Consider the following 20,833-nt stretch of genomic DNA (forward strand, 5'->3'; position numbering starts at 1 on the left):
ACCCCTTTTCACCTCCGAGCCGGTGCCCGGAGCTATCAGGATCATAGGCAAACCCCAATGTTGTTTCACAGCAAGGGGCGAGAGGCCTTCCCGCCTCATGTTTCTCTGCGTCCCTTTGCATTTTAGCAAGTCAGCCCTAATCGACCGGTTCGCCATAGAGGTCGTGCTCGTCGGCACCGGTTACCCGCACCTCGACGAAGTCTCCCGCCTCCAGCTCCCATTGGTTGGCGATGATCAGGTTGCCGTCGATCTCCGGCGCGTCGCCGGGGCCGCGGCAGATGATGGCCTCGTCTTCCACCTCGTCCACCAGCACGATCATGCGCTGGCCGATCTTCTGCGCAAGCTTGGCGCGGCTGATGTCTGCCTGTAGCGCCATCAGCCGCTCATAGCGCTCCTGCTTGATTTCCTCGGCCACCGGGTTGGCCAGCCGGTTGGCGCTGGCGCCGACCACCGGCGAGTAGGTGAAGCAGCCGACCCGATCCAGCTGGGCCTCCTGGAGGAAATCCAGCAGGCACTGGAAGTCCGCCTCGGTCTCGCCGGGGAAGCCGACGATGAAGCTGCTGCGCAGGGTCAGCTCGGGGCAGGCTCGCCGCCACAGGGCCATGCGTTCCAGCACCTTCTCGCTGGCGGCGGGGCGGCGCATGGCCCGCAGGATCGGCTCGCTGGCGTGCTGCAGGGGCATATCCAGGTAGGGCAGGATGCGCTCGTCCAGCATCAGCGGGATCAGGTCATCTACATGGGGGTAGGGATAGACGTAGTGCAGCCGCACCCACAGGGGCAGCTCGCCCAGGGCATGGGCCAGGTCGCGGATACGGCTGTGCAGCGGCCGACCCTGCCAGAAGTCCGGGCGGTATTTGAGATCGACGCCGTAGGCCGGGGTGTCCTGGGCCACCACCAGCAGCTCGCGCACCCCGGCCTGGGCCAGGCGCTCGGCCTCCTGCAGGATCTCGCCCAGGGGCCGACTCACCAGCGGACCGCGAAACTGGGGGATGATGCAGAAGCTGCAACTGTGGTTGCAGCCCTCGGCGATCTTCAGATAGGCGTAGTGGCGGGGGGTGAGCTTGACCCCCTGGGGCGGGATCAGCTCCAGCCAGGGCTCGTGGGGCCGGGGCAGGTGCCGGTGTACCAGATCCATGACCTCGGCGTAGGCGTGGGGGCCGGTGATGGCCAGCACCTGGGGGTGGGCGGCGCGAATATCCTCGGCGCGGGCACCCAGGCAGCCGGTGACTATGACCCGGCCATTCTCCGCCAGGGCCTCGCCGATGGTGTCGAGGGATTCCTCTACCGCCGCGTCGATGAAGCCGCAGGTGTTGACCAGCACCAGCCCGGCCTCGGCGTAGTTGTCGCTCAGCCTATAGCCCTCGGCACGCAGCTGGCTGAGGATGCGCTCGGAGTCAACCAGGTTCTTCGGGCAGCCCAGGCTGATGAAGCCGATGACCGGGGCCGCGCCGGTCATTGCTTCTGCAGCAGGTCGATCAGGGAGACCTCGGGGCTGTCCGGGCGGACGTGGATGTTGATGCTCTCGCTGAGCACCAGGTCGCCATTGGCCACGTGGGGCAGCAACTGCTCGGCGATCTGCTGCGCCATCAGCATGCCCTGCAGGTTGCGCGGGTCCAGGTCGTCGGATTGCACCAGCTGGCCCAGACTGACCAGATAGTCACGAAAGGCGCGGTCCTGCTGGATCAGCGGCAGGGCCTGAAATTCCTCGGTGAAGTCGAGAAACAACTCATAACCGCCGCCCTGCTCGTCCTGGGCTACGGAAAAACGCAAAGGGCCTTCGATCTGCATGGGTGACTCCTGGGGCTGTGTGGGTGGGGGCATTCTAACAGAGGACTGAGGACAGAAGACGGGGGACAGGGGATCAGAGGACAGGGTTTTGTGTCGCTGCGCGACCTTTTTTCTGTCTTACCATGAAACATCCATGGCAATTTTCGAGTCCCGAGTCCCGAAGCAACCAAAGATATTTCATGTTCCGGGGTGGGGCAGTCCACTCCATGAGCGTTAGATTGACTTGATTCGGGTCAAAGCCTTTATACTGGCCTTCCATTAGCTTGTTCTTCCCCTCTGCCAACCAAGCCAGAATCCCGTGAACAGACTTGCCGCCCTGGGCGTTACCCGCCCCAATTTTCTCTTGCTCACGCCGGTGTGCATCGCCCTGGGGGTGGCCGCGGCGCTGTTTTCCGGCCAGGAGATCGACTGGAGCCTGCTCTGGGCCGTAGCCCTGGGCGGACTGATGGCCCATGCCAGCGTCAATGCCCTGAACGAATACGTGGACTTTCACTCCGGGCTGGACTTCACCACCCAGCGCACCCCCTTCAGCGGCGGCAGCGGCACCCTGGTGACCCATCCACAACTGGCCAGCACGGCGCTGGCTATCGGCGTAGTCTCCCTGCTCATCACCCTGCTCTGCGGCCTCTATCTGATGGCGCATTCCGGCTGGGGGCTGCTGCCCCTGGGTCTGCTGGGGGCCTTGGTGATTCTGTTCTACAGCGGGCCGATCAACCGCAGCCCCTTTCTGGTGCTCATCTCCCCCGGCCTGGGCTTTGGCCCGCTGATGGTCATGGGCACTGAATACGCCCTCACCGGCCAGTTCAGCCTGGTGGGGGGATTGGTGGCCCTGGTGCCCTTTTTTCAGGTGAGTAACCTGCTTTATCTGAACCAGTTTCCCGACATCCAGCCGGACCAGGCGGTGGGGCGCAAAAACTTCGCCATTGCCCTGTCCGCCCGGCCCAGGGCCAACCTCTATGCCCTGTTCGGCACGGCCCCCTTTGCCCTCATCCTGCTGGCGGTGCTGGCCGGGGCCTTACCGCCCCTGAGCCTGCTGGGGCTGCTTACCCTGCCCTTGTTCCTGCCCGTGGCGCGGGATGTACAGGGCTTTGACGGCAGAATACAGTCCCTGCTGTCAGCCATGGGCAGGAACGTCGCGCTCTGTCTGCTTACCCCCCTGTTGCTCGCCCTGGGTCTGGGGCTGGAGGTCTGGTCATGAACCTCAACCCGCGCCTGCTTTGGCTGATCATCGGTCTGCTCCTGCTGGCCCTGGCGGGGGTCGCCGTGTACAAGGCCTGGCCGGTGCTGTTTCCGCCGCTGGAGCAGCGTCTGGCACCAGACCCGGACTGCAATCTGCGCGCCGGTCCCTGCGTGACTACCCTGCCCGATGGCGGCGAGCTGAGCCTTTCCATCGAACCGCGCAACATTCCCATGGTCACCCCGCTGCACTTGCAGGTGCGCCTGAAGGGGGTCAAGGCGGATGCAGTGGAGGTGGATTTCAGCGGCGTGGACATGTACATGGGCTACAACCGCGTGTCCCTGGAGAACCAGGGCGATGGCCTTTATCAGGGCGAGGGCCGCCTGCCGGTATGCGTCTATGACGCCATGGAATGGGAGGCCCAGGTGTTGGTGAAAGACAGCAAGGGTCTGCTCTCGGTCCCCTTCCGCTTCATCACCGTCAAGGGCGGCTGATTTGTAATCCCCTCCCGGCTTGCCCATAATGGCGCAAGTTTTCGACCCAAGGATCAGGCCTGATCCCTGACCCTTGCCGCTCCCCAGGCCTTTCTGAGAGGGGGGAGCATGATCAATGCTACTCGTTCTGGGGCCCTGGCCAATGGCCTGGCCCCGCATTCAAACGGCCCATGTCGGCCCTTTGTCATCAAACAGGCCGCCTGCTTGGCGGTCGTCCGTTGCTGCCGCCAACCCCTTTTCTGGCGTGCCTCTGACTCCGCAATCCGTGACTATTCAGGTGTTGTTCCATGACCAAAAACAATCTCTCGCAGACCCTTTCCCGTTTGACGCCCTGCCTGGCCCTGCTGGCTGCCCCCCTGAGCTTCCCGGCCCAGGCCCTGGAGGTGGAGGGCTACGGCTCCCTGCGCATTGGCGTCGAGTTTGTGGACCCGGACAACCAGCCGGGCAACTTTGACAGCTATACGGCCCTGCGCGATGCCTATAGCCGGGTTGGGGTAAAGGCAACCCATAAACTGAACCAGGACTGGACCCTGATGGGCCAGCTGGAACTGCCGCTGGATCTGGTCAACCTGGAGATCCAGTCGCCCTACGACGACAACGACAACATGCGCATCGGCAAGCTACAGGTCAACGGCCCCCTGGGTACCCTTTGGTACGGCCGGGGCTGGATGGCCTACTACAACTACATCGCCTATCCGGTGGACTATTTCAGCAGCTACTACAGCGGTTGGGCCACCCTGACCACCTTCCGCCGCGAGGACACCCTGTACTACGCCACGCCGCGCATCCAGGGCGTGCAGGCGGCCTTTGCCAGCACCCAGGACAACGGCAGCCTGCCGGACCGGCGTAATCAGTACGTGCTCTCCTACGCCCGGGACGGCCTCAACCTGGCCCTGGGTCGGGACGATCAGGGCAGCGGCGGTTATGCCATCAACGGCATCTCCGCCAGCTACAGCGCGGGGCCCTGGTATATCGCCGGCAAGTACGAGGAGCTGGACACCACCGGCAGCAACGATGGTCGGAGTGCCAAGAACCTGTTGGTGCAATACGCCCTGGACAGCAAAAACACCCTGCGCGGCATGATCGCCGATGTGGATGCCTGGTCCTACGGCGACAACATCTATCACCTCGGCTGGGATCACCAGTACCGCGATGACCTCAAATTCTTCGCCGAGTACTACAGCGAGCAGACCACGGCGGCCATCTCCGATCAACGCCAATCCAGCTTCCTCGGCTCCGCCTCGTTCAACGCCCCGGCGGACAGCGGCGGCTCTGCCCTGTTTCTGGGGCTGCGCTACGACTTCAGCGGCAAGCTGGGCTCCCAATAGATCGCAACGGCCTAGCCGTCATGGCCCAAGGCAGCCGCCCATGACCGAGAAGGTTGTCGTGCAAGGTCTCTACAAGATCTTTGGAGACCATCCGCAGCAGGCACTGGAGCTGCTGCGTCAGGGTGTGGACAAGGATGAGATCTTCCAGCGCAGCGGGCAGACGGTGGGCGTGTGCGACGCCAGCTTTGCCATCGATCAGGGCGAGGTGTTTGTCATCATGGGCCTGTCCGGCTCCGGCAAGTCCACCCTGGTGCGCCTGCTCAACCGGCTGATCGAGCCCAGCGCCGGCCATGTGCTGGTGGATGGCCGGGACATCGCCGCCATGAACGACCGGCAGTTGCTGGAACTCAGGCGCAAGGATATGAGCATGGTGTTTCAGTCCTTCGCCCTGATGCCCCACCTCAGCGTGGGCCAGAACGCCGCCTTTGGCCTGGAGCTGGCCGGGGTAAGCAGGGCCGAGCGGGAGCGGCGCACCCTGCAGGCGTTGGATCAGGTTGGCCTCAAGGCCTGGGTCAACAGCTATCCCGACGAGCTATCCGGCGGTATGCAGCAGCGCGTCGGCCTGGCCCGGGCGCTGGCCAATGACCCCTCGGTGATGCTCATGGACGAGGCCTTCTCCGCCCTCGACCCCCTGATCCGCAGCGAGATGCAGGATGAGCTGATCCGGCTGCAAGGGCAGAGCAACCGCACCATCATCTTCATCTCCCACGATCTGGACGAGGCCATGCGCATTGGAGACCGCATCGCCATCATGGAGGGCGGACGGGTGGTGCAGGTGGGCACCCCGGACGAGATCCTGCGCAACCCCAGCGATGACTATGTGCGCGCCTTCTTCCGCGGCGTGGATGTGGCCGCCGTATTCAAGGCGGCCCATGTCGCCAGCCGCAAGCAGGTGACCCTGATCGAGCGCCAGCAAAGCGGCGTGCGCCTGGCCCTGCAACGGCTCAAGGAATATGACCGGGACTTCGGCTACGTCATCGACCGGGATCAGGGCTTCTGCGGCATCGTCTCGGTGGACTCACTCAGCGCCCAGCTGACGGCGGCCGAGCCGAGACTGGCCGACGCCTACCTCAAGGACATACCCAGCCTGGAGGCAGAGACCCCGCTGAGCGAGATCATCGGCGCGGTGGCGGCCAGCCCCTGCGGCCTGCCGGTGCTGGATGAAAAGCGCAAATACCTGGGCGTGGTGACCAAGGCGGCACTGCTGGAAACCCTGAACCGGGAGGGCTGAGAATGGCGCAGGACACAGACACCGATCCCTGGGCCAGCGCGCCGCACCCGGCCCCGCCGTCCAGCGACCCCTGGGGCAACCCGGCAACCGCCGACAGCGCGGCGGCCGACGACCCCTGGAGCGGGAGCGGCGATGGCGGCAGCGCCAGCCCGGCCGCCGAGGCCGATGTCTGGCTGAACGATTCGGCCGCTGGCGAGGCCGGGGCAATCGACTGGCTGCACCCCTTCCAGGGGGCGGTCATCCCCCTGGGCGACTGGGTGGAACAGGGGCTGGACTGGCTGGTGGGGAATTTTCGCGGCCTGTTTCAGGCCATCAAGTGGCCCATTGACGCCACCCTGAACCAGATCGAGGCGGCCCTGCTGGCGGTGCCCGATGTACTCATGATCGCCCTGATCGGCCTGCTTGCCTGGCAGGCCGGTGGCCGTCGGCTGGCCCTGGGCTCGATTGCCTCCCTGCTGCTGATCGGCCTGATCGGGGCCTGGGCGGAGACCATGGTGACCCTGGCCCTGGTGCTCACCTCGGTCTTCTTCTGCCTGCTGATCGGCCTGCCCGCCGGGGTCTGGCTGGCCAGCAGCGAACGCGCCAGCGCCATGGCCCGGCCAGTGCTGGACGCCATGCAGACCACCCCGGCCTTTGTCTATCTGGTGCCTGTGGTGATGCTGTTCGGCATCGGCAACGTGCCCGGCGTGGTGGTGACCATCATCTTCGCCCTGCCGCCCCTGGTGCGCCTGACCAGCCTGGGCATTCGCCAGGTACCGGCCGATTTGGTGGAGGCCGCCCGCTCCTTCGGGGCCTCGCCGCGCCAGCTGCTGTTCAGGGTGCAGATCCCGCTGGCCATGCCCACCATTATGGCCGGGGTTAACCAAACCCTGATGCTGGCGCTGTCCATGGTGGTAATCGCCTCCATGATCGCCGTTGGCGGACTCGGCCAGATGGTGCTGCGCGGCATAGGTCGGCTGGACATGGGCCTGGCCACCGTGGGCGGCCTGGGTATAGTACTGCTGGCGATTATACTCGATCGCATCACCCAGGCGATGGGGGTCGAGCAGCGCAGCAAGGCAGCGCGCCACTGGTACGACACCGGCCCAATCGGCCTGATCCGCGCACTGCTGGGCAAAGCGGGGGGCGGGGGCCTGTCTAAGCGAGACAGCATCAGGAGACACTGAGCCTATTCACACACAACCCAAGGGGGAAGCATGACATCAGCAAGCAACCTATTGACCCGCAACATGATAACCGGCCTACTGCTCCTGCTAATTGGCACCTTTGCCGGTCTCTCGCAGGCAGAATCACTACCGGGCCGAGGGGTGGTGGTCCAGCCCGGTCAGGTCTATGTCGATGGCGAGAACTTTCAGACCATCCTGGTGATGAAGGCCCTGGAGCGGCTCGGCTATGAGGTCAAGCCGGTGCAGCAGGCCAAGTATCCGGCCCTGCACATCGCCGTGGCCAATGGCGATGTCACCTTCATGGCCGACCACTGGGACCCGCTGCACCAGGCCTTCTATAACAAGGCCGGTGGCGCGGCCAAGCTGCAACGCATCGGGCAGCTGATCCCCGGCTGCGCCCAGGGCTATCTGATCGACAAAAAGACGGCGGAAAACCACAACATCGGCAACCTGGGCCAACTGGCCGATCCCAAGATCGCCCGTCTGTTCGATGCCAACGAGGATGGCAAGGCCGATCTGACCGGCTGCGTACCCGGCTGGGGCTGTGAGCGGGTCATTGAGCACCAGTTGGACGCCTTCAAACTGCGCCAGCAGGTGGAACACAATCAGGGCGAATACTCCGCCATCATCGCCGATACCATTGCCCGCTACCGTGATGGCGAATCCATCCTCTATTATACTTGGACCCCCTACTGGGTCTCCGGCGTACTGGTCCCCGGCAGGGACGTCACCTGGCTGGAGGTGCCCCACTCGGCCCACCCCAACGGGGTGGATACGGCCCTGCCCAACGGCAAGAACTACGGCTTTGAGATCAACACCCAGAAGATACTGGCGAACAAGCGCTTCCTGGCCGAAAACCCGGCAGCGGCCAAGCTGTTCGAGGTGATGCAGATCTCGGTCAATGACGTCTCGGCGCAAAACCTGAAGATGCAGGAGCAGGGCGAAGGGGGCTGGAAGGCCGCCGAACGCCATGCCGATGCCTGGATACGCGCCAATCAGAAAAGGTTCGACAGCTGGATTGCCACGGCCAAGGCGGCCGCCAACTAGGAGCCTGTCGGGTTTAGGTGCCCGTAGCGAGCAAGGTGGGAGAGCGAGAACAAATTTTCACGATTTTGAGGCGCATAGTTGGCCTACGCAACGAAAAATCGGGGAAATTTGAGCCGTTCTTCCCACCGGCGCAGTAGGAGCATCCTAAATCCGACAGGCTCCTAGGTGCGGGCCGCATCACCCCGGAACATGAGGCATCTCCTGGGTGTAGGAGCGGCCTTGGCCGCGAAGGGTGCTTAATAAAGTTAGACGGTTGAAGGGTGAAGTTTGAAGGAATGAGCCCTTCGGGCATTTTTTTGAATCGCGGGCAAGCCCGCTCCCACTGGGCCTACCCTATTGATGTGGCTAGAACAATTGGGTAATGCTCTCCAGCCAGGTTGTTTCACAGCAAACCCTTACCTCAAACCCCACCCATGCCCAAACTGCCAGATCAGATCCAAGCCTTTGCCGTTCGGCTTCTGCGCCTGCAACAGGGCCATATCGAGCAGGTACGTCAATGGCGCAATCACCCGGCGGTGGCACAACACATGCTCAGCCAGGGATACATCTCCCCCGAGCAGCAACAGGCCTGGTTTGAGCGCATTCAAACCGCCGCCGATCGGCGCTATTACCTGATCCACTGGCGGGATCAGGCCTGCGGCTTCGCCTCGGTCACCAGCACGGACAGCGTGCCCCTGACTCAAGCCGAAGACCTGGAGGCCGCTATCTACTTTGCCCCGGACAGCCCCCTGCGCGGCAATCTGCTGGCCTTTGCCCCGGCCCTGGCGTTAAATGACGCCTGCTTTGCCCAGCTGCCGGCCCAGCGCCTGCTCGCCCGGGTCAAGCCAGACAATCAGGCCGCGCTGAGATTCAACCAGGCCATGGGCTATCGGCAGATCGGCGAGGAAAACGGCCTGATCCTCCTGGCCATGAACGCGGCGGATTACCAGCGCGCCAGCCAGTCGATTCGGGCGCTGCTTAATCGACCTGGGCGCGGCGCTGTGGCATAGGAGATAAGCGCTCCCGGCTCCGTAGGAGCGAACTCTGCTCGCGATCAGCGCTGCTCTGGTGTGCCTAGGCTGGCTGCAGCAACACGCGCAGCGCCTTCGCGACCAAGGTCGCTCCTACCGGTTGAGCCGCGCTGCAGCTTGATCAACAAACCCGGAAAATACCGATGAACAACAACCAACGCCTATTCGCCAGCTTCGCCACCGCACTCAACCTCAGCCCAGAGCAGGTTCACGACGAGCTGGCCTATAACAGCATCCCGCAGTGGGACTCGGTAGCGCACATGGGCCTGATCGCCCAACTGGAGCAGGAATTCGGCGTCATGCTGGACACCGACGACATCATCGACATGAGCTCCCTGGCCAAGGCCCGCGAGATCCTGGCGCGACATGGCGTAGGGTTCTGATTTGACCCTCGGCCGGTGATACACTCAACCCCATGCAGCGCGTATTCAAAACCCGCCATTTCTGCCGTTGGATGCGCAAATTGGACCTTAGCGACCCAGTTCTATGTGATGCCATTGATGAGATGGCACATGGCTTGATAGATGCCGATCTGGGCGGAGGTCTATACAAAAAACGCATAGCCCTCAGTAACAGAGGAAAAAGCGGCGGTATCCGAACACTGATTGCCAGCAACAGAGACGACCGCTGGTTTTTTCTGTTTTGATTCGAAAAAAATCGGCGCAGCAATATCAATGCGGCAGAACAAGCCGCACTGCAAGCACTGGCAGCAGACTTGCTGGACCTCACAGCCCACAAGCTCAATAGCGCCGTAAGTGACGGTACTCTGGAGGAAATCTGTAGATGAACCCATCCATCCGTGGCAATACTGAGATACTTCAAGCCGTACATGAAACGGCTAGCGACCTGCATCGTGGCGGATTGATTGACGCAGAAAGGATGCAGCACTATGACCTACTCTGCCTGTCTCCAATCCCCAGCTATGACAGCGAACAAATCCGCTCTCTGCGTCAGCGTTTTCACATGAGCCAAGCCGTTCTGGCCCGACTGCTGAACACCAGCCTCTCCGCTGTACAACAATGGGAAGAGGGCGAAAAGCACCCCAGCGGACCCTCCCAAAAACTGCTCAATCTGCTGGAGCGCAAAGGCCTTGATGCCTTGCTGTAACGACCCATGGATGCCAAAACTTCAGCTGCAGAAAGCCCCCCAGCCATCGCCCTGATCACCGGGGCCAGCGGCGGCATTGGCCGGGCCACTGCTCTGCGTCTGGCAGAGCTGGGCTACGGGCTGATGCTCAGTGGTCGGGATGGCACCAAGCTGGAACAGCTGGCCGACGAGCTGCGCCAGCGAACCCAGGACAAATGCCAGGCCGACTACCATGCCGCTGATATCAGCGACGAGGCCGCGGTGAAGCCGCTGTTTTTACAGCTGCAGCAGCGCTTTGGTCGGCTCGATCTGCTGGTGAACGCCGCCGGCATCCTGCTTGAAGCCACCCTGGCCATGACCCGCAGCGCGGATTTGCAGCGGCTGTTTCAGGTCAACCTGTTCGCCAGCTACTACTGCTGCCAGTTCGCCGCCCGCCTGATGGCGCGGCAACGGCAAGGCTGCATCATCAACCTAGCCTCCAGCGTCGGTGAACAGGGCGCTGCAGGGCTATCGGCCTATGCCGCCAGCAAGGCGGCCATCAGCGGCCTGACGCTGAGCCTGGCCAAGGAGCTGGCGCCCCTGGGCATCCGCGTCAACGCCGTAGCGCCTGGCTTTATCGACACCGCCATGACCGCAGCCTATCAGGGCGAGCGTCGCGCCCAGGTGGTTGAACGCACCCTCAGCGGCCGCGCCGGTCGCGCCGAGGAGGTGGCCGGGCTGATTGCCTACCTGGCCTCCGCTGAAGCCGCCTACATCACCGGCCAGGTGCTGCGCATCGATGGCGGTCTGCAGCCGTGAAGCCCTTCTGGCAGCTGGAGCAGCACGGCGCATCGAGTGCCGTCGTGACGGACAGCGGTGCCTCCTGCAGCTACGCCGAGCTGGCCGCAGCGGCCGATGCCTGGGGCCAGCGCCTGGGGCCTCAGCGCCAGCTGATCTTTCTCCAATGCCGCAACAACCTCAGTAGCCTGGCTACCTACCTGGCCTGCCTGCGCCAGGGCCACTGCGTCCTGCTGCTGGCAGAGTCCCTCGACCCGGCACAGCTGCGCCAGCTGCAGCAGGCCTTCCAGCCCCATTGGCTGATCGAGGCCGATGGTACAGCCCAGCCGCTGAGCGCTCCGCCGCTGCAGGATGAGGGTGAAGCCGCCCTGCTGCTATCCACTTCCGGCAGCACCGGCAGCCCCAAGCAGGTGGCCCTGTCGCGGCAGAATCTGCAGGCCAATGCCGCGTCCATTCTTGACTACCTGCAGATCGGCGCCGACGAGCGGCCCATCAGCAGCCTGCCCATGCACTACAGCTACGGCCTGTCGGTGATCCACTCCCATCTGCTGGCCGGTGCCTGCCTGCTGCTCACCGACAAGCCTCTGGTATCACGGGAGTTCTGGGACTTCTTTCGCCAACAGCAGGCTACCAGTCTGGCCGGGGTGCCCACCAGTTACGAACTTTTGGAGCGGCTGCGGCTGGAGCGCCTGCAACTATCCAGCCTGCGCACCCTGACCCAGGCCGGTGGCCGACTGGCACCGGAGAAGGTGCAGCGGTTCGCCCGCCTGGCACGCGAACAGGGTTGGCGTTTTTTTGTGATGTACGGCCAGACCGAGGCCGGGCCGCGCATGAGCTACCTACCGCCGGAACTGGCGGAGGAGTTCCCCGACAGCATCGGCATCGCCATCCCCGGCGGCCGCTTCAGCCTGCTGGATGACCAGGGCCGAACGATCGAGGACATAAATCAGACCGGCGAGCTGATCTACCGGGGCACCAATGTCATGCTCGGCTACGTCAGCGACCGCGCCGACCTGAGCCAACTGGAGCACCCGACCCAGCTGCACACCGGCGATCTGGCCTACCGCAACGCCCAAGGGCTCTATGTCATCACCGGTCGGCTCAAGCGCTTCATCAAGATTCATGGCCACCGCCTGAGCCTGGATGAGGTGGAACAGTGGCTGCAACAGGCCGGCCTGGACGTGCGCGCCGCCGGCCGCGACGAACGGCTGGTCATCGCCCACCGGGATGCGGATGCCGCACCCGCCATCCAGCAACAGCTGGCCAAGCTCGGGCTGCAACCGCGCAGCTACCAGCTACTCTGGCTGCAAGATTGGCCGCTGACGGCCAATGGCAAGTTGGCTTATGAAGTCTTGCTAGGCAAGGCTGGGCTAGCAGACTAAGATTCCCACACGACGTTTTACCGGGAAACAAACATGACCAGAACCGTAAGCATGGCTGAAGCAAAGAGACACCTCAATGAACTAACTGAACTGGCATTGCAAGGTGAACCCGTATTGATCACCAGAAAAGGCGAGCCCAAGGTTCAACTCTGCCCCTTGGAGAGGCCTATCCAGCCGATTGATCTGGCAGCATTGCGTCGTCTAACTGAAGCGCTACCTTCGCAGCCAGACTCAGCCAGCGAACTCACTAGGCAAATGCGTGATAAGTCCCGTTTTTGAGCATGCTTTATCTTGACACCAGCCTGCTCATAGCTGCCCTGACGCGGGAAGCACGTACCCCTGAAATTCAAACTTGGCTATCGGCGCAGGATCCCGCCACACTGGCGATTAGCGATTGGGTCATCACTGAGTTTTCCGCTGCACTTTCGATCAAGATTCGAAAACAGCACCTTTCGGTAGCACATCGCGCAAAAGTACTCAGCGCGTTTAACTCCTTGGTCAAGCAAACACTAACACTGATCCCTTTATCCTCAATGGACTTCCTCACCGCAGCACGGCTTGCAGACCAGTACAGCACTGGACTAAGAGCTGGCGATGCACTTCATCTTGCTCTCGCATCATCCCAGGGGGCTTGCATCTATTCCCTTGACAAAACCCTGGTAACCGCAGCCATCCAGCTTGGTATCAGAGCAAAACTGCTGTGATCACCGGCTCCATGGACTCCACCCTTTTTGACCATCCTATATATGGGCTTGCACACACCAACAAGCAGGCCCTGCTGCTGCCTGAACTGCAACGCCTGACCCAGCACCATGCACAGCACTGCACCGAGTACGCCAACCTGCTGGACGCCTTTGGCGTTGACCCGGACCGCCCGCCGCAGCGGCTGGAGGACTTCTTCCCACTGGCGGCGCGCCTGTTCAAGAGCCACCGGCTCAAAAGCATCCCGGATGGGCAGGTGTTCAAGACCCTCAGCTCCTCCGGCACCTCCGGCCAACCCTCGCGCATCTTTCTGGACCGGGAAAACGCCGCCCTGCAATCCAAGGTGCTGGTGCGCATCATGCAGCACTGGCTGGGCAAGCAACGACTGCCCCTACTCATCGCCGATCACGCTGGGGTGATGGCCGACCGCCAAAGTTTTTCTGCCCGCGCTGCCGGCATCCAGGGCTTCTCCTTCCTCGGCCGCGACCCCTGCCATGCCCTCAAGGCGGACATGGGCTGTGATCTGCCCGCCCTGCTGGCCTTTGTCGAGCGCTATCAGGATCAGCCGCTACTGATCTTCGGCTTCACCTACATGGTCTGGCAGTACCTGCTGCCAGCACTGGAGGCCCATGACATCCAGCTGCCGCAGGCCATTCTGCTGCACGGTGGCGGCTGGAAGAAACTGCAGGCGCTGGCGGTGGATAATGCCGCATTCAAGGCGCGACTGGCCGGTCGCGGTATCCGGCGGGTACACAATTATTACGGCCTGGTGGAGCAAACCGGCAGCGTCTTTGTGGAATGCGAGCAGGGCCATCTGCACGCCCCGCTGTTTACCGATGTGCTGGTGCGTGATCCGCTGCGCGGGCGCATCTGTGAACCTGAAGAAACCGGCGCTTTGCAGCTTTTTTCCCTGCTGCCCACCAGCTATCCGGGGCATGTGTTGCTGACCGAGGATCTGGGCCAGGTCCTTGGCGAGGACGACTGCCCCTGCGGCCGCCAGGGCCGCTATTTTCGCGTGCTCGGGCGCATTGCCCAGGCAGAGAAGCGAGGCTGTAGTGATGCCTATTGAGGATCAACGCCTGGGAGCGCGGGCGGCTCGGCCGCAAGGGTCCACAACTGTAGTCAACCCAGCCTACAGTCAGCCGGACAACATCAGGCACCTACTCGGCCGCCCACCTGAAGAAGTCGCCAGGCAGCGGCCATTGCCGCTGTTCTCGGCTGAGGCCATGGGCTTTCTCGGCGCTCTATCCAAAGCCCTGCTACCCAGCGACGGCAGCCGAGTCCCGCCGGAGCTGGCCGCCCTCGGCTTTTGGCTCCGGCCCGCAGCCCTGGGCAAGCTGCAAGCCCAGTACTGCCCTGACGCCACGGGGCAACTGCTGCGCCCCGTCGGCTGCGTGTTCCACCTGCCCCCGGCCAACGTCCCTACCCTGTTTGCCTATGGTTGGGCTCTGTCTCTGCTAGCGGGCAACGCTAATATCATTCGCTTATCAAGCCGGCAGAATCCCCTGACCAAATCCTTGCTTGCGCAGATCGGGCGCCTGCTGGCAGCCCCCGAGCACAGCGCCATCCGGCAACGCAGCTGCCTGCTTAGCTATGGCCACGACGAGCAGATCAGCGAGCAACTCTCGGCCCTCTGCGCCCGACGTCTTATCTGGGGTGGTGATGCCACAGTCAGACATATCCGCCGCATCCCCCTGCCGCCATTGGCGCAGGAAATTGTCTTTCCCGATCGCCACTCTTGCAGCCTGATTCAGGCCGATGCCCTGCTGCGACAGGACTATCTAGCACCACTGATCCAGGCCCTATACCGCGACATCTTCGCCTTCCAGCAACAGGCCTGCTCTTCACCTCGGGTGCTGTTCTGGCTGGGCAAGGATGCAGACATCCAGGCCGCCAGGGCGCGGCTCTGGCCCGAGTTCGATGCCTTTGCAGAGGCGCAGCCGCATACCACCGAACGCTCCGACGCCATGGAGAAGCTTATCTGCCTGCAGCAGATGGCCCTCGGCGGCATGGTACGACGGATAGAACCCGGCTCACGCCTCACGCGCCTCCAGGTACATCCCGCCGCCTCGGCCCAACTCCTGGCCTACCATTGCGGTCACGGCATACTCCTGGAAGAACCAATCTGCCAACTGCAACAGCTCTCTGACTACCCAGGTCCGCGCATGCAGACCCTGAGCACCTGGGGCTGCCCGGCGCAGACACTGCACGACTGGCTGCAACAAGACCCCATGCCCCCCCTGGACCGGCTGGTGCCTCTAGGCCAAGCCCTCCGCTTCGACACCATCTGGGATGGCCTGGACCTGTTGCGCCAGCTAACCCGAACCCTTTACAGGGAATGCAGCCCATCCTAGGAGCGCCGAAAATACCAAACCAAACCCAGCCTGAAAGGCATTAGACCTGCCACTGGGTTTTGCTTGTGGATGACATTTCTTCACCGCTATACTGCCTGGAGATATCCACAAAATAGCCATAACCCAAGGAACTGAATAGTGAAAGCCGTCATCCTCGCCGGGGGCCTGGGCACTCGGATCTCTGAAGAGACCCATCTCAAACCCAAGCCCATGATAGAAATCGGCGGCCGCCCCATACTGTGGCACATCATGAAGACCTATTCTGCCCACGGGGTCAACGACTTCATCATCTGCTGCGGTTACAAGGGATACATCATCAAGGAATACTTTGCCAACTACTTCCTGCACATGTCCGATGTTACCTTCAATATGACCAACAACCAGATGGAGGTACACCAGAAAAAGGCCGAACCCTGGTGCGTCACCCTGGTCGATACAGGCGAAGACACCGCCACCGGCGGCCGACTCAGGCGTGTCGCCGACTACATCCGTCATGAACAGTCCTTTTGTTTCACCTACGGCGATGGCCTGGCCGATGTGGATATCAGTGCACAAATTGCCTTCCACCAAGCCCACGGCAAGCTGGCCACTGTTACTGCCGTACAGCCCCCTGGCCGCTACGGCGCCCTGGTGTGCCAGGGCAATCAGGTGCTTGGCTTCCAGGAAAAGCCCCCCGGTGATGGGGCCTGGATCAACGGAGGTTATTTTGTCCTCAGCCCTGCGGTACTGGATTTCATCCCACGGGATAACTCAAGCTGGGAGGCCGAGGCCATTGAACGCATAGCCCAAAGGGACCAACTGCAAGCCTTCGAGCACCGAGGCTTCTGGCAGCCCATGGACACCCTGCGAGACAAGGTCCATTTGGAAAAACTCTGGAACCAAGGCAAAGCCCCCTGGAAATGCTGGGAATGAAGCCCTACTCTGATAGCTTGAGCGGCAAGCGCGTATTGGTCACCGGCCATACCGGATTCAAAGGCGCTTGGTTGAGCCTATGGCTACAGCAACTAGGAGCCGAGATAACAGGTATTGCCCTGCCCGCGAACACCCAACCCAGCCTGTTCGAACTCCTGGGTTTGCGGGGGCAAATGGAGAGCCATTACTGCGATATACGAGATGCAGAGACGCTGAACAAACTGGTGCAAGAAACGCAACCGGAGTTCGTTTTTCACCTGGCGGCACAGCCCCTGGTGCGCGCCGGTTACCGCGATCCGCTTGGCACCCTGGAAACCAATATCATGGGCACGGCGAATCTGCTGGACACCCTGCGCGGCGTGGATTCGATACGGGTAGCCCTGATGATCACCACCGACAAGGTCTATGGCAACCTGGCGCAGCCCTACCCCTTCCGGGAGACCGATGCACTCGGTGGCCAGGACCCCTACAGCGCCAGCAAAGCCGCCTGTGAAATACTCATTGCCAGCTACCGCGATTCCTACCTCGCAGCGCAGGGAGTAGCACTGGCCTCGGCCCGTGCCGGTAACGTCATCGGCGGCGGCGACTGGGCTGAAGATCGTCTGATACCCGATGCCATCCGGGCCTGGCAGGCTGACAAAGCCCTGGAGATTCGCCGACCACAGGCCATTCGTCCCTGGCAGCACGTTCTGGAACCCTTGCACGGCTATTTGACCTTGGCGGCAAAACTCTGGCACCAGCCCGAATTGGCTGGTGCCTATAACTTTGGCCCCCCTACCCATGAGGCCGCTAGCGTCCGTCAGGTGATTGAACTGGCACGAAAGGCCTATGGCAAAGGTGATGTTCACTACAGCACAGGCGAGGACGGTCCTCGAGAGACCCACCACCTGGCCCTGGAAAACACCAAGGCACGGCAGACATTGGGCCTATCGCCCAAATGGAGTCTGGCGCAAGCCACAACGCGCACTCTGGCCTGGTACCAGGCTCAGCACGCTGGCGCTGATGCGCGACAACTCTGTCTGGCCGAAATTGCCGAGTTCGCAACTCAGTCATGAATCGCCTCAAGGTCAGTGACTTACCACTGCCAGGCCTGAAACAGGTGCAACGTCGGCACCTGGGCGACAGCCGAGGATTTCTGACGCGCATCTTTTGCGCCGAAGAGCTGGCCGAAGCAGAATGGAACCGGCAAATGTCCAAATCAGCTGGGCTTTACTCTAAACTCAGGTTTACGGCACTTAATAATCATGAAAAATAGGATTAAGAAAATAGTCACAACCCTAGAAGGCCTTTATTTGCTACAACGAAGCCCTATAGAAGACCAGCGTGGCTACTTCGAACGGATGTATTGTGCTGAGGAATTAAGAGATATTATTGAACATCGGAGCATAGTTCAAATCAACCATACTCAGACAGAAACAGCCGGTACGGTTCGCGGAATGCATTTTCAAAAAAAGCCTCATGCAGAACTAAAAATAGTAAGCTGTTTGATAGGTGAAGTTTTCGATGTCGCAATAGACCTAAGAAAAGGCTCCCCTAGCTTCCTTCATTGGCATGCAGAGCGATTGAGTTCGGTTAACCATCGATCTCTTATTATCCCAGAAGGATTTGCACATGGATTTCAATCGCTAACAGACTACAGTGAAATTATATATTTTGTAACATCAGATTATTTTCCCGATGCAGAAGAAGGAGTACATCCGCAAGATCCATTAATTAACATCTGCTGGCCATTACAAGTAAGAAATCTCTCCCCGCGTGATCAAATACTACCTTTTTTAAATGAGCAATTTCACGGTCTTTCATGATCAATATATTCATAAAAAGTTTTTTAGCAAATAAACGATGTGCTGATCGTACCCAACGGTGAGCCCGATGAACGACCGATCATCAACAACGACAGAAATCAAGGTCGAGTTATCGCACAGGTGCCATATGATAACTGATACGTTAAAAACGGCTCTCTGGGAGGCAGACCGCCATCTTGCCGTGCTAGAGGTGGCCCTGCACGATTGGCACGCCGTCCAGGTCACTGATCTTTCTGAGGTAGAAGATCCAAATCGGCTCAGAATCCTTGATCAACTGCTCTACCGCTATACCAAACTGCAAGATACCTTGGGCCAGCGCCTGGTTCCCGCCACCTTGGCGGTCTTGTCCGAACCCTTTGAGGAATGGCCGATGATCGACCGACTCAACCGGCTGGAAAAGCTCGGCTACATTGAAGTGGATTCTTGGTTAAGCTGGCGCGAGACCCGCAACCGCCTGGCCCAGGAATACCCAGAACAGGATGATACACGCTTTGCAGCTATCTTGGCCGCCGTGTCAACAGCGGCAGAAGTGGCTGCCAGCTACCGTAACTGGCATGCCAAACTGAATGCCATATTTCTCGATGACAAAGCATATGAACGATGAAGCCCTAAAACCCAGCATCTTCTACACCAAACCCTCCATCACCGAGCTGGGAATCCACTATGCCACAGATATGGTAAAGAACCAATGAGACGAATCCTGATCACAGGTGCAACAGGTTTTGTCGGCAGACAGATACTTAATGCATTAGACAGACCTGAAATTGCATTGGACCTGATCGTCAGAACGGGAAAAGAGCACCAAATTACCGAAAGAGGATGCCTGGGGCGCGTCAAGACTTCCCCGGATATTTTCAGTGAAAGCGAGGAATGGTGGGCGGAACAATGTCAAGGCATAGACACCATCATCCACGCAGCCTGGTACGCGGAACCCGGAAAATACCTTCAATCACCCCTAAACATGGAGTGCCTGCAAGGATCTTTACGGCTGGCCAAGGCTGCCGCGCAAGCCGGAGTAAGGCGATTTGTAGGGATCGGAACCTGCTTTGAGTACGATACCAGCAAGGCGGTATTGTCCGTTGACACGCCGCTAAGGCCATCGACCCCATACGCTGCGGCGAAGGCAGCATTGTTCTTTGGTTTGTCCAACTGGCTTCACACCCAATCAGTCGAATTTGTTTGGTGCAGGCTGTTTTATCTATACGGAATTGGGGAAGATAAGCGTAGGCTTGTGCCTTATATCCGCCATCAACTTGAAAATGGCCAGCCTGCGCAATTGACCAGCGGCAAGCAGATTCGAGACTTTCTTGATGTTGAGCAAGCTGGCAAGAAAATTGCAGAAATTGCACTCAGCGACATTACGGGCCCGGTGAATATCTGTTCGGGAATCCCGGTCACAGTACGTCAGTTCGCCGAGCATATTGCAGACCAGTATGGGCAACGCAATTTACTCCAGTTTGGAAAACGAATAGATAACATTACCGACCCTCCCTGCATAGTAGGCATTTCGAATATTAATAATTATATTCCTGATTACCCACAAAGATCAGCCTCGTTCACACAGGGAGCTATACTTGGTGCAGGAGGTATAACGCCATGAAAAACCGAGTGCAATTCCAGAAGGGCTACAGTCTAGCTGAATTTCTGCGTGACTACGGCACGGAGGAACAGTGTCGCCAGGCCCTGTTTCGATGGCGCTGGCCAGAGGGCTATGTATGTCCCGAGTGTGGTGGCCGGAAGTACTGCACCTTGCCATCCCGGGGTGGACTGTTTCAGTGCAATCATTGCCATCACCAGCATTCATTGACCAGTCGCACGATCTTTGACTCCAGCAAGCTACCGCTGACGGCCTGGTTTCTGGCCATGCACCTGCTGACGCAGGCGAAGACGGGGCTGTCCGCCTTGGCACTGCACCGGCAACTGGGCGTCTCCTACAACACTGCTTGGAGCATGAAGCACAAGCTGATGCAGGTGATGAAAGAACGGGATGACGGCTATACCCTATCCGGGACCATCCAGCTGGATGATGTTTACTGGGGTGGAGAGCATCGGGGTGGCAAGGTGGGTCGCGGCTCACCCAACAAGACCCCCTTTGTGGCGGCGGTTTCCACCACTGACGCAGGCCATCCGCTGTACATGAACCTGCAGGTAGTCAAGGGATTCCGCTCTGCCGAGATCCTGAAGTGGTCTCGCAACCAGTTGGCACCCGGCAGCACCGTCTACAGCGATGGTCTGGCCTGCTTTCGCGCCGTCACGGCCGCGGATTGTCAGCACATCCCGATTGTCACCGGCGGCGGTCCCGATAGCGTAAAGCATGAGGAATTCACCTGGGTCAACACGATGATCGGCAACGTCAAGAATGCCGTCACGGGTGTTTACCATGCCATGCAGCATAAGCACCTGCCACGCTATCTGGCTGAATACTGCTACCGCTTCAACCGACGCTTTGCTCTGGAGACGCTCCTGCCCCGGCTGGGCTGGGCCGCTGCACGAACGCCACCGATGCCGTACCAGCTCCTGAAGATGGCTGAGGTTTATGGGTAATCAGGATTATATTTGACATAATGTTAATCA

24 protein-coding genes and 1 pseudogene are annotated in these 20,833 nt (G+C 60.6%); 23 read left to right on the forward strand and 2 right to left on the reverse strand.

Annotation, left to right across the window (positions count from 1 at the left end; all coding sequences use genetic code 11):
• Positions 1-136: 136 nt before the first annotated feature.
• Positions 137-1,456 carry a 30S ribosomal protein S12 methylthiotransferase RimO gene (gene rimO / locus D5125_03585; protein ID QFY88637.1) on the reverse strand — a complete coding sequence of 440 codons (1,320 nt, stop codon included), beginning with the start codon at positions 1,454-1,456 and terminating at the stop codon, positions 137-139.
• Complete coding sequence (locus tag D5125_03590; GenBank protein QFY88638.1) at positions 1,453-1,788, reverse strand: transcriptional regulator; 336 nt, start codon at positions 1,786-1,788, stop codon at positions 1,453-1,455. Before D5125_03590 ends, rimO begins: the two co-directional genes overlap by 4 nt.
• A gap of 298 nt (positions 1,789-2,086) precedes the next feature.
• On the opposite strand from D5125_03590, the gene D5125_03595 reads away from it, so the two are divergent.
• From D5125_03595 to D5125_03700, 23 genes and pseudogenes are all read left to right on the forward strand, one after another.
• Positions 2,087-2,986 (forward strand): prenyltransferase, encoded by a 900-nt coding sequence (locus D5125_03595; GenBank protein QFY88639.1) that lies wholly within the window; start codon positions 2,087-2,089, stop codon positions 2,984-2,986.
• Positions 2,983-3,459: a hypothetical protein gene (locus D5125_03600; GenBank protein QFY88640.1), complete on the forward strand. Its 477-nt coding sequence runs from the start codon at positions 2,983-2,985 to the stop codon at positions 3,457-3,459. The genes D5125_03595 and D5125_03600 overlap by 4 nt, the downstream gene beginning before the upstream one ends.
• A 287-nt stretch (positions 3,460-3,746) precedes the next feature.
• Complete coding sequence (locus D5125_03605; GenBank protein ID QFY88641.1) at positions 3,747-4,787, forward strand: porin; 1,041 nt, start codon at positions 3,747-3,749, stop codon at positions 4,785-4,787.
• A 40-nt stretch (positions 4,788-4,827) separates the two neighbouring features.
• A complete protein-coding gene (gene proV / locus D5125_03610; GenBank protein ID QFY88642.1) occupies positions 4,828-6,018 on the forward strand; it encodes a glycine betaine/L-proline ABC transporter ATP-binding protein ProV in 1,191 nt (396 codons plus the stop codon).
• 2 nt (positions 6,019-6,020) lie between these two features.
• Complete coding sequence (gene proW / locus D5125_03615) at positions 6,021-7,184, forward strand: glycine betaine/L-proline ABC transporter permease ProW (protein ID QFY88643.1); 1,164 nt, start codon at positions 6,021-6,023, stop codon at positions 7,182-7,184.
• A gap of 63 nt (positions 7,185-7,247) precedes the next feature.
• Positions 7,248-8,231 (forward strand): glycine betaine/L-proline ABC transporter substrate-binding protein ProX, encoded by a 984-nt coding sequence (gene proX, locus D5125_03620; protein QFY91043.1) that lies wholly within the window; start codon positions 7,248-7,250, stop codon positions 8,229-8,231.
• Positions 8,232-8,644: 413 nt separating this feature from the next.
• Positions 8,645-9,220 (forward strand): GNAT family N-acetyltransferase, encoded by a 576-nt coding sequence (locus D5125_03625; GenBank protein ID QFY88644.1) that lies wholly within the window; start codon positions 8,645-8,647, stop codon positions 9,218-9,220.
• Positions 9,221-9,384: 164 nt separating this feature from the next.
• Positions 9,385-9,624, forward strand: coding sequence for an acyl carrier protein (locus D5125_03630; GenBank protein ID QFY88645.1), 240 nt, complete (start codon positions 9,385-9,387; stop codon positions 9,622-9,624).
• A 32-nt stretch (positions 9,625-9,656) separates the two neighbouring features.
• Positions 9,657-10,028, forward strand: a pseudogene (locus tag D5125_03635) (type II toxin-antitoxin system RelE/ParE family toxin).
• Entirely contained in the window at positions 10,025-10,348 is a 324-nt protein-coding gene (locus D5125_03640) for a DNA-binding transcriptional regulator (protein ID QFY88646.1), read from the forward strand. The pseudogene D5125_03635 and the gene D5125_03640 overlap by 4 nt, the downstream one beginning before the upstream one ends.
• A 6-nt stretch (positions 10,349-10,354) precedes the next feature.
• The gene (locus D5125_03645; protein QFY88647.1) at positions 10,355-11,125 is read left to right on the forward strand and encodes an SDR family oxidoreductase; all 771 of its coding nucleotides are present in this window, start codon (positions 10,355-10,357) and stop codon (positions 11,123-11,125) included.
• A complete protein-coding gene (locus D5125_03650) occupies positions 11,122-12,486 on the forward strand; it encodes an AMP-binding protein (protein ID QFY88648.1) in 1,365 nt (454 codons plus the stop codon). The genes D5125_03645 and D5125_03650 overlap by 4 nt, the downstream gene beginning before the upstream one ends.
• A 51-nt stretch (positions 12,487-12,537) precedes the next feature.
• The gene (locus D5125_03655; protein ID QFY88649.2) at positions 12,538-12,765 is read left to right on the forward strand and encodes a type II toxin-antitoxin system Phd/YefM family antitoxin; all 228 of its coding nucleotides are present in this window, start codon (positions 12,538-12,540) and stop codon (positions 12,763-12,765) included.
• 2 nt (positions 12,766-12,767) lie between these two features.
• A complete protein-coding gene (locus D5125_03660) occupies positions 12,768-13,190 on the forward strand; it encodes a type II toxin-antitoxin system VapC family toxin (protein QFY88650.1) in 423 nt (140 codons plus the stop codon).
• A gap of 11 nt (positions 13,191-13,201) precedes the next feature.
• Positions 13,202-14,257, forward strand: a complete 1,056-nt coding sequence (locus D5125_03665) for an acyl-protein synthetase (GenBank protein QFY91044.1) — start codon at positions 13,202-13,204, stop codon at positions 14,255-14,257.
• Positions 14,247-15,542, forward strand: coding sequence for a hypothetical protein (locus tag D5125_03670; protein ID QFY88651.1), 1,296 nt, complete (start codon positions 14,247-14,249; stop codon positions 15,540-15,542). Before D5125_03665 ends, D5125_03670 begins: the two co-directional genes overlap by 11 nt.
• Positions 15,543-15,680: 138 nt before the next feature.
• Entirely contained in the window at positions 15,681-16,454 is a 774-nt protein-coding gene (gene rfbF / locus D5125_03675; protein QFY88652.1) for a glucose-1-phosphate cytidylyltransferase, read from the forward strand.
• Positions 16,451-17,509 carry a CDP-glucose 4,6-dehydratase gene (gene rfbG / locus D5125_03680; protein QFY88653.1) on the forward strand — a complete coding sequence of 353 codons (1,059 nt, stop codon included), beginning with the start codon at positions 16,451-16,453 and terminating at the stop codon, positions 17,507-17,509. The genes rfbF and rfbG overlap by 4 nt, the downstream gene beginning before the upstream one ends.
• The gene (locus D5125_17310; protein QPB72199.1) at positions 17,506-17,709 is read left to right on the forward strand and encodes a hypothetical protein; all 204 of its coding nucleotides are present in this window, start codon (positions 17,506-17,508) and stop codon (positions 17,707-17,709) included. The genes rfbG and D5125_17310 overlap by 4 nt, the downstream gene beginning before the upstream one ends.
• On the forward strand, positions 17,699-18,259 hold the full coding sequence (gene rfbC / locus D5125_03685; protein ID QFY88654.1) for a dTDP-4-dehydrorhamnose 3,5-epimerase: 561 nt from the start codon (positions 17,699-17,701) through the stop codon (positions 18,257-18,259). The genes D5125_17310 and rfbC overlap by 11 nt, the downstream gene beginning before the upstream one ends.
• 130 nt (positions 18,260-18,389) lie before the next feature.
• Positions 18,390-18,863, forward strand: a complete 474-nt coding sequence (locus D5125_03690; protein ID QFY91045.1) for a hypothetical protein — start codon at positions 18,390-18,392, stop codon at positions 18,861-18,863.
• A gap of 84 nt (positions 18,864-18,947) precedes the next feature.
• Entirely contained in the window at positions 18,948-19,859 is a 912-nt protein-coding gene (locus D5125_03695; GenBank protein ID QFY88655.1) for an NAD(P)-dependent oxidoreductase, read from the forward strand.
• Positions 19,856-20,803, forward strand: a complete 948-nt coding sequence (locus tag D5125_03700; GenBank protein ID QFY88656.1) for an IS1595 family transposase — start codon at positions 19,856-19,858, stop codon at positions 20,801-20,803. The genes D5125_03695 and D5125_03700 overlap by 4 nt, the downstream gene beginning before the upstream one ends.
• The last annotated feature ends 30 nt before the right edge of the window (positions 20,804-20,833 follow it).

It is taken from the genome of gamma proteobacterium SS-5 (assembly GCA_009497875.2).
Lineage (GTDB): Bacteria > Pseudomonadota > Gammaproteobacteria > Chromatiales > Chromatiaceae > Magnetovirga > Magnetovirga frankeli.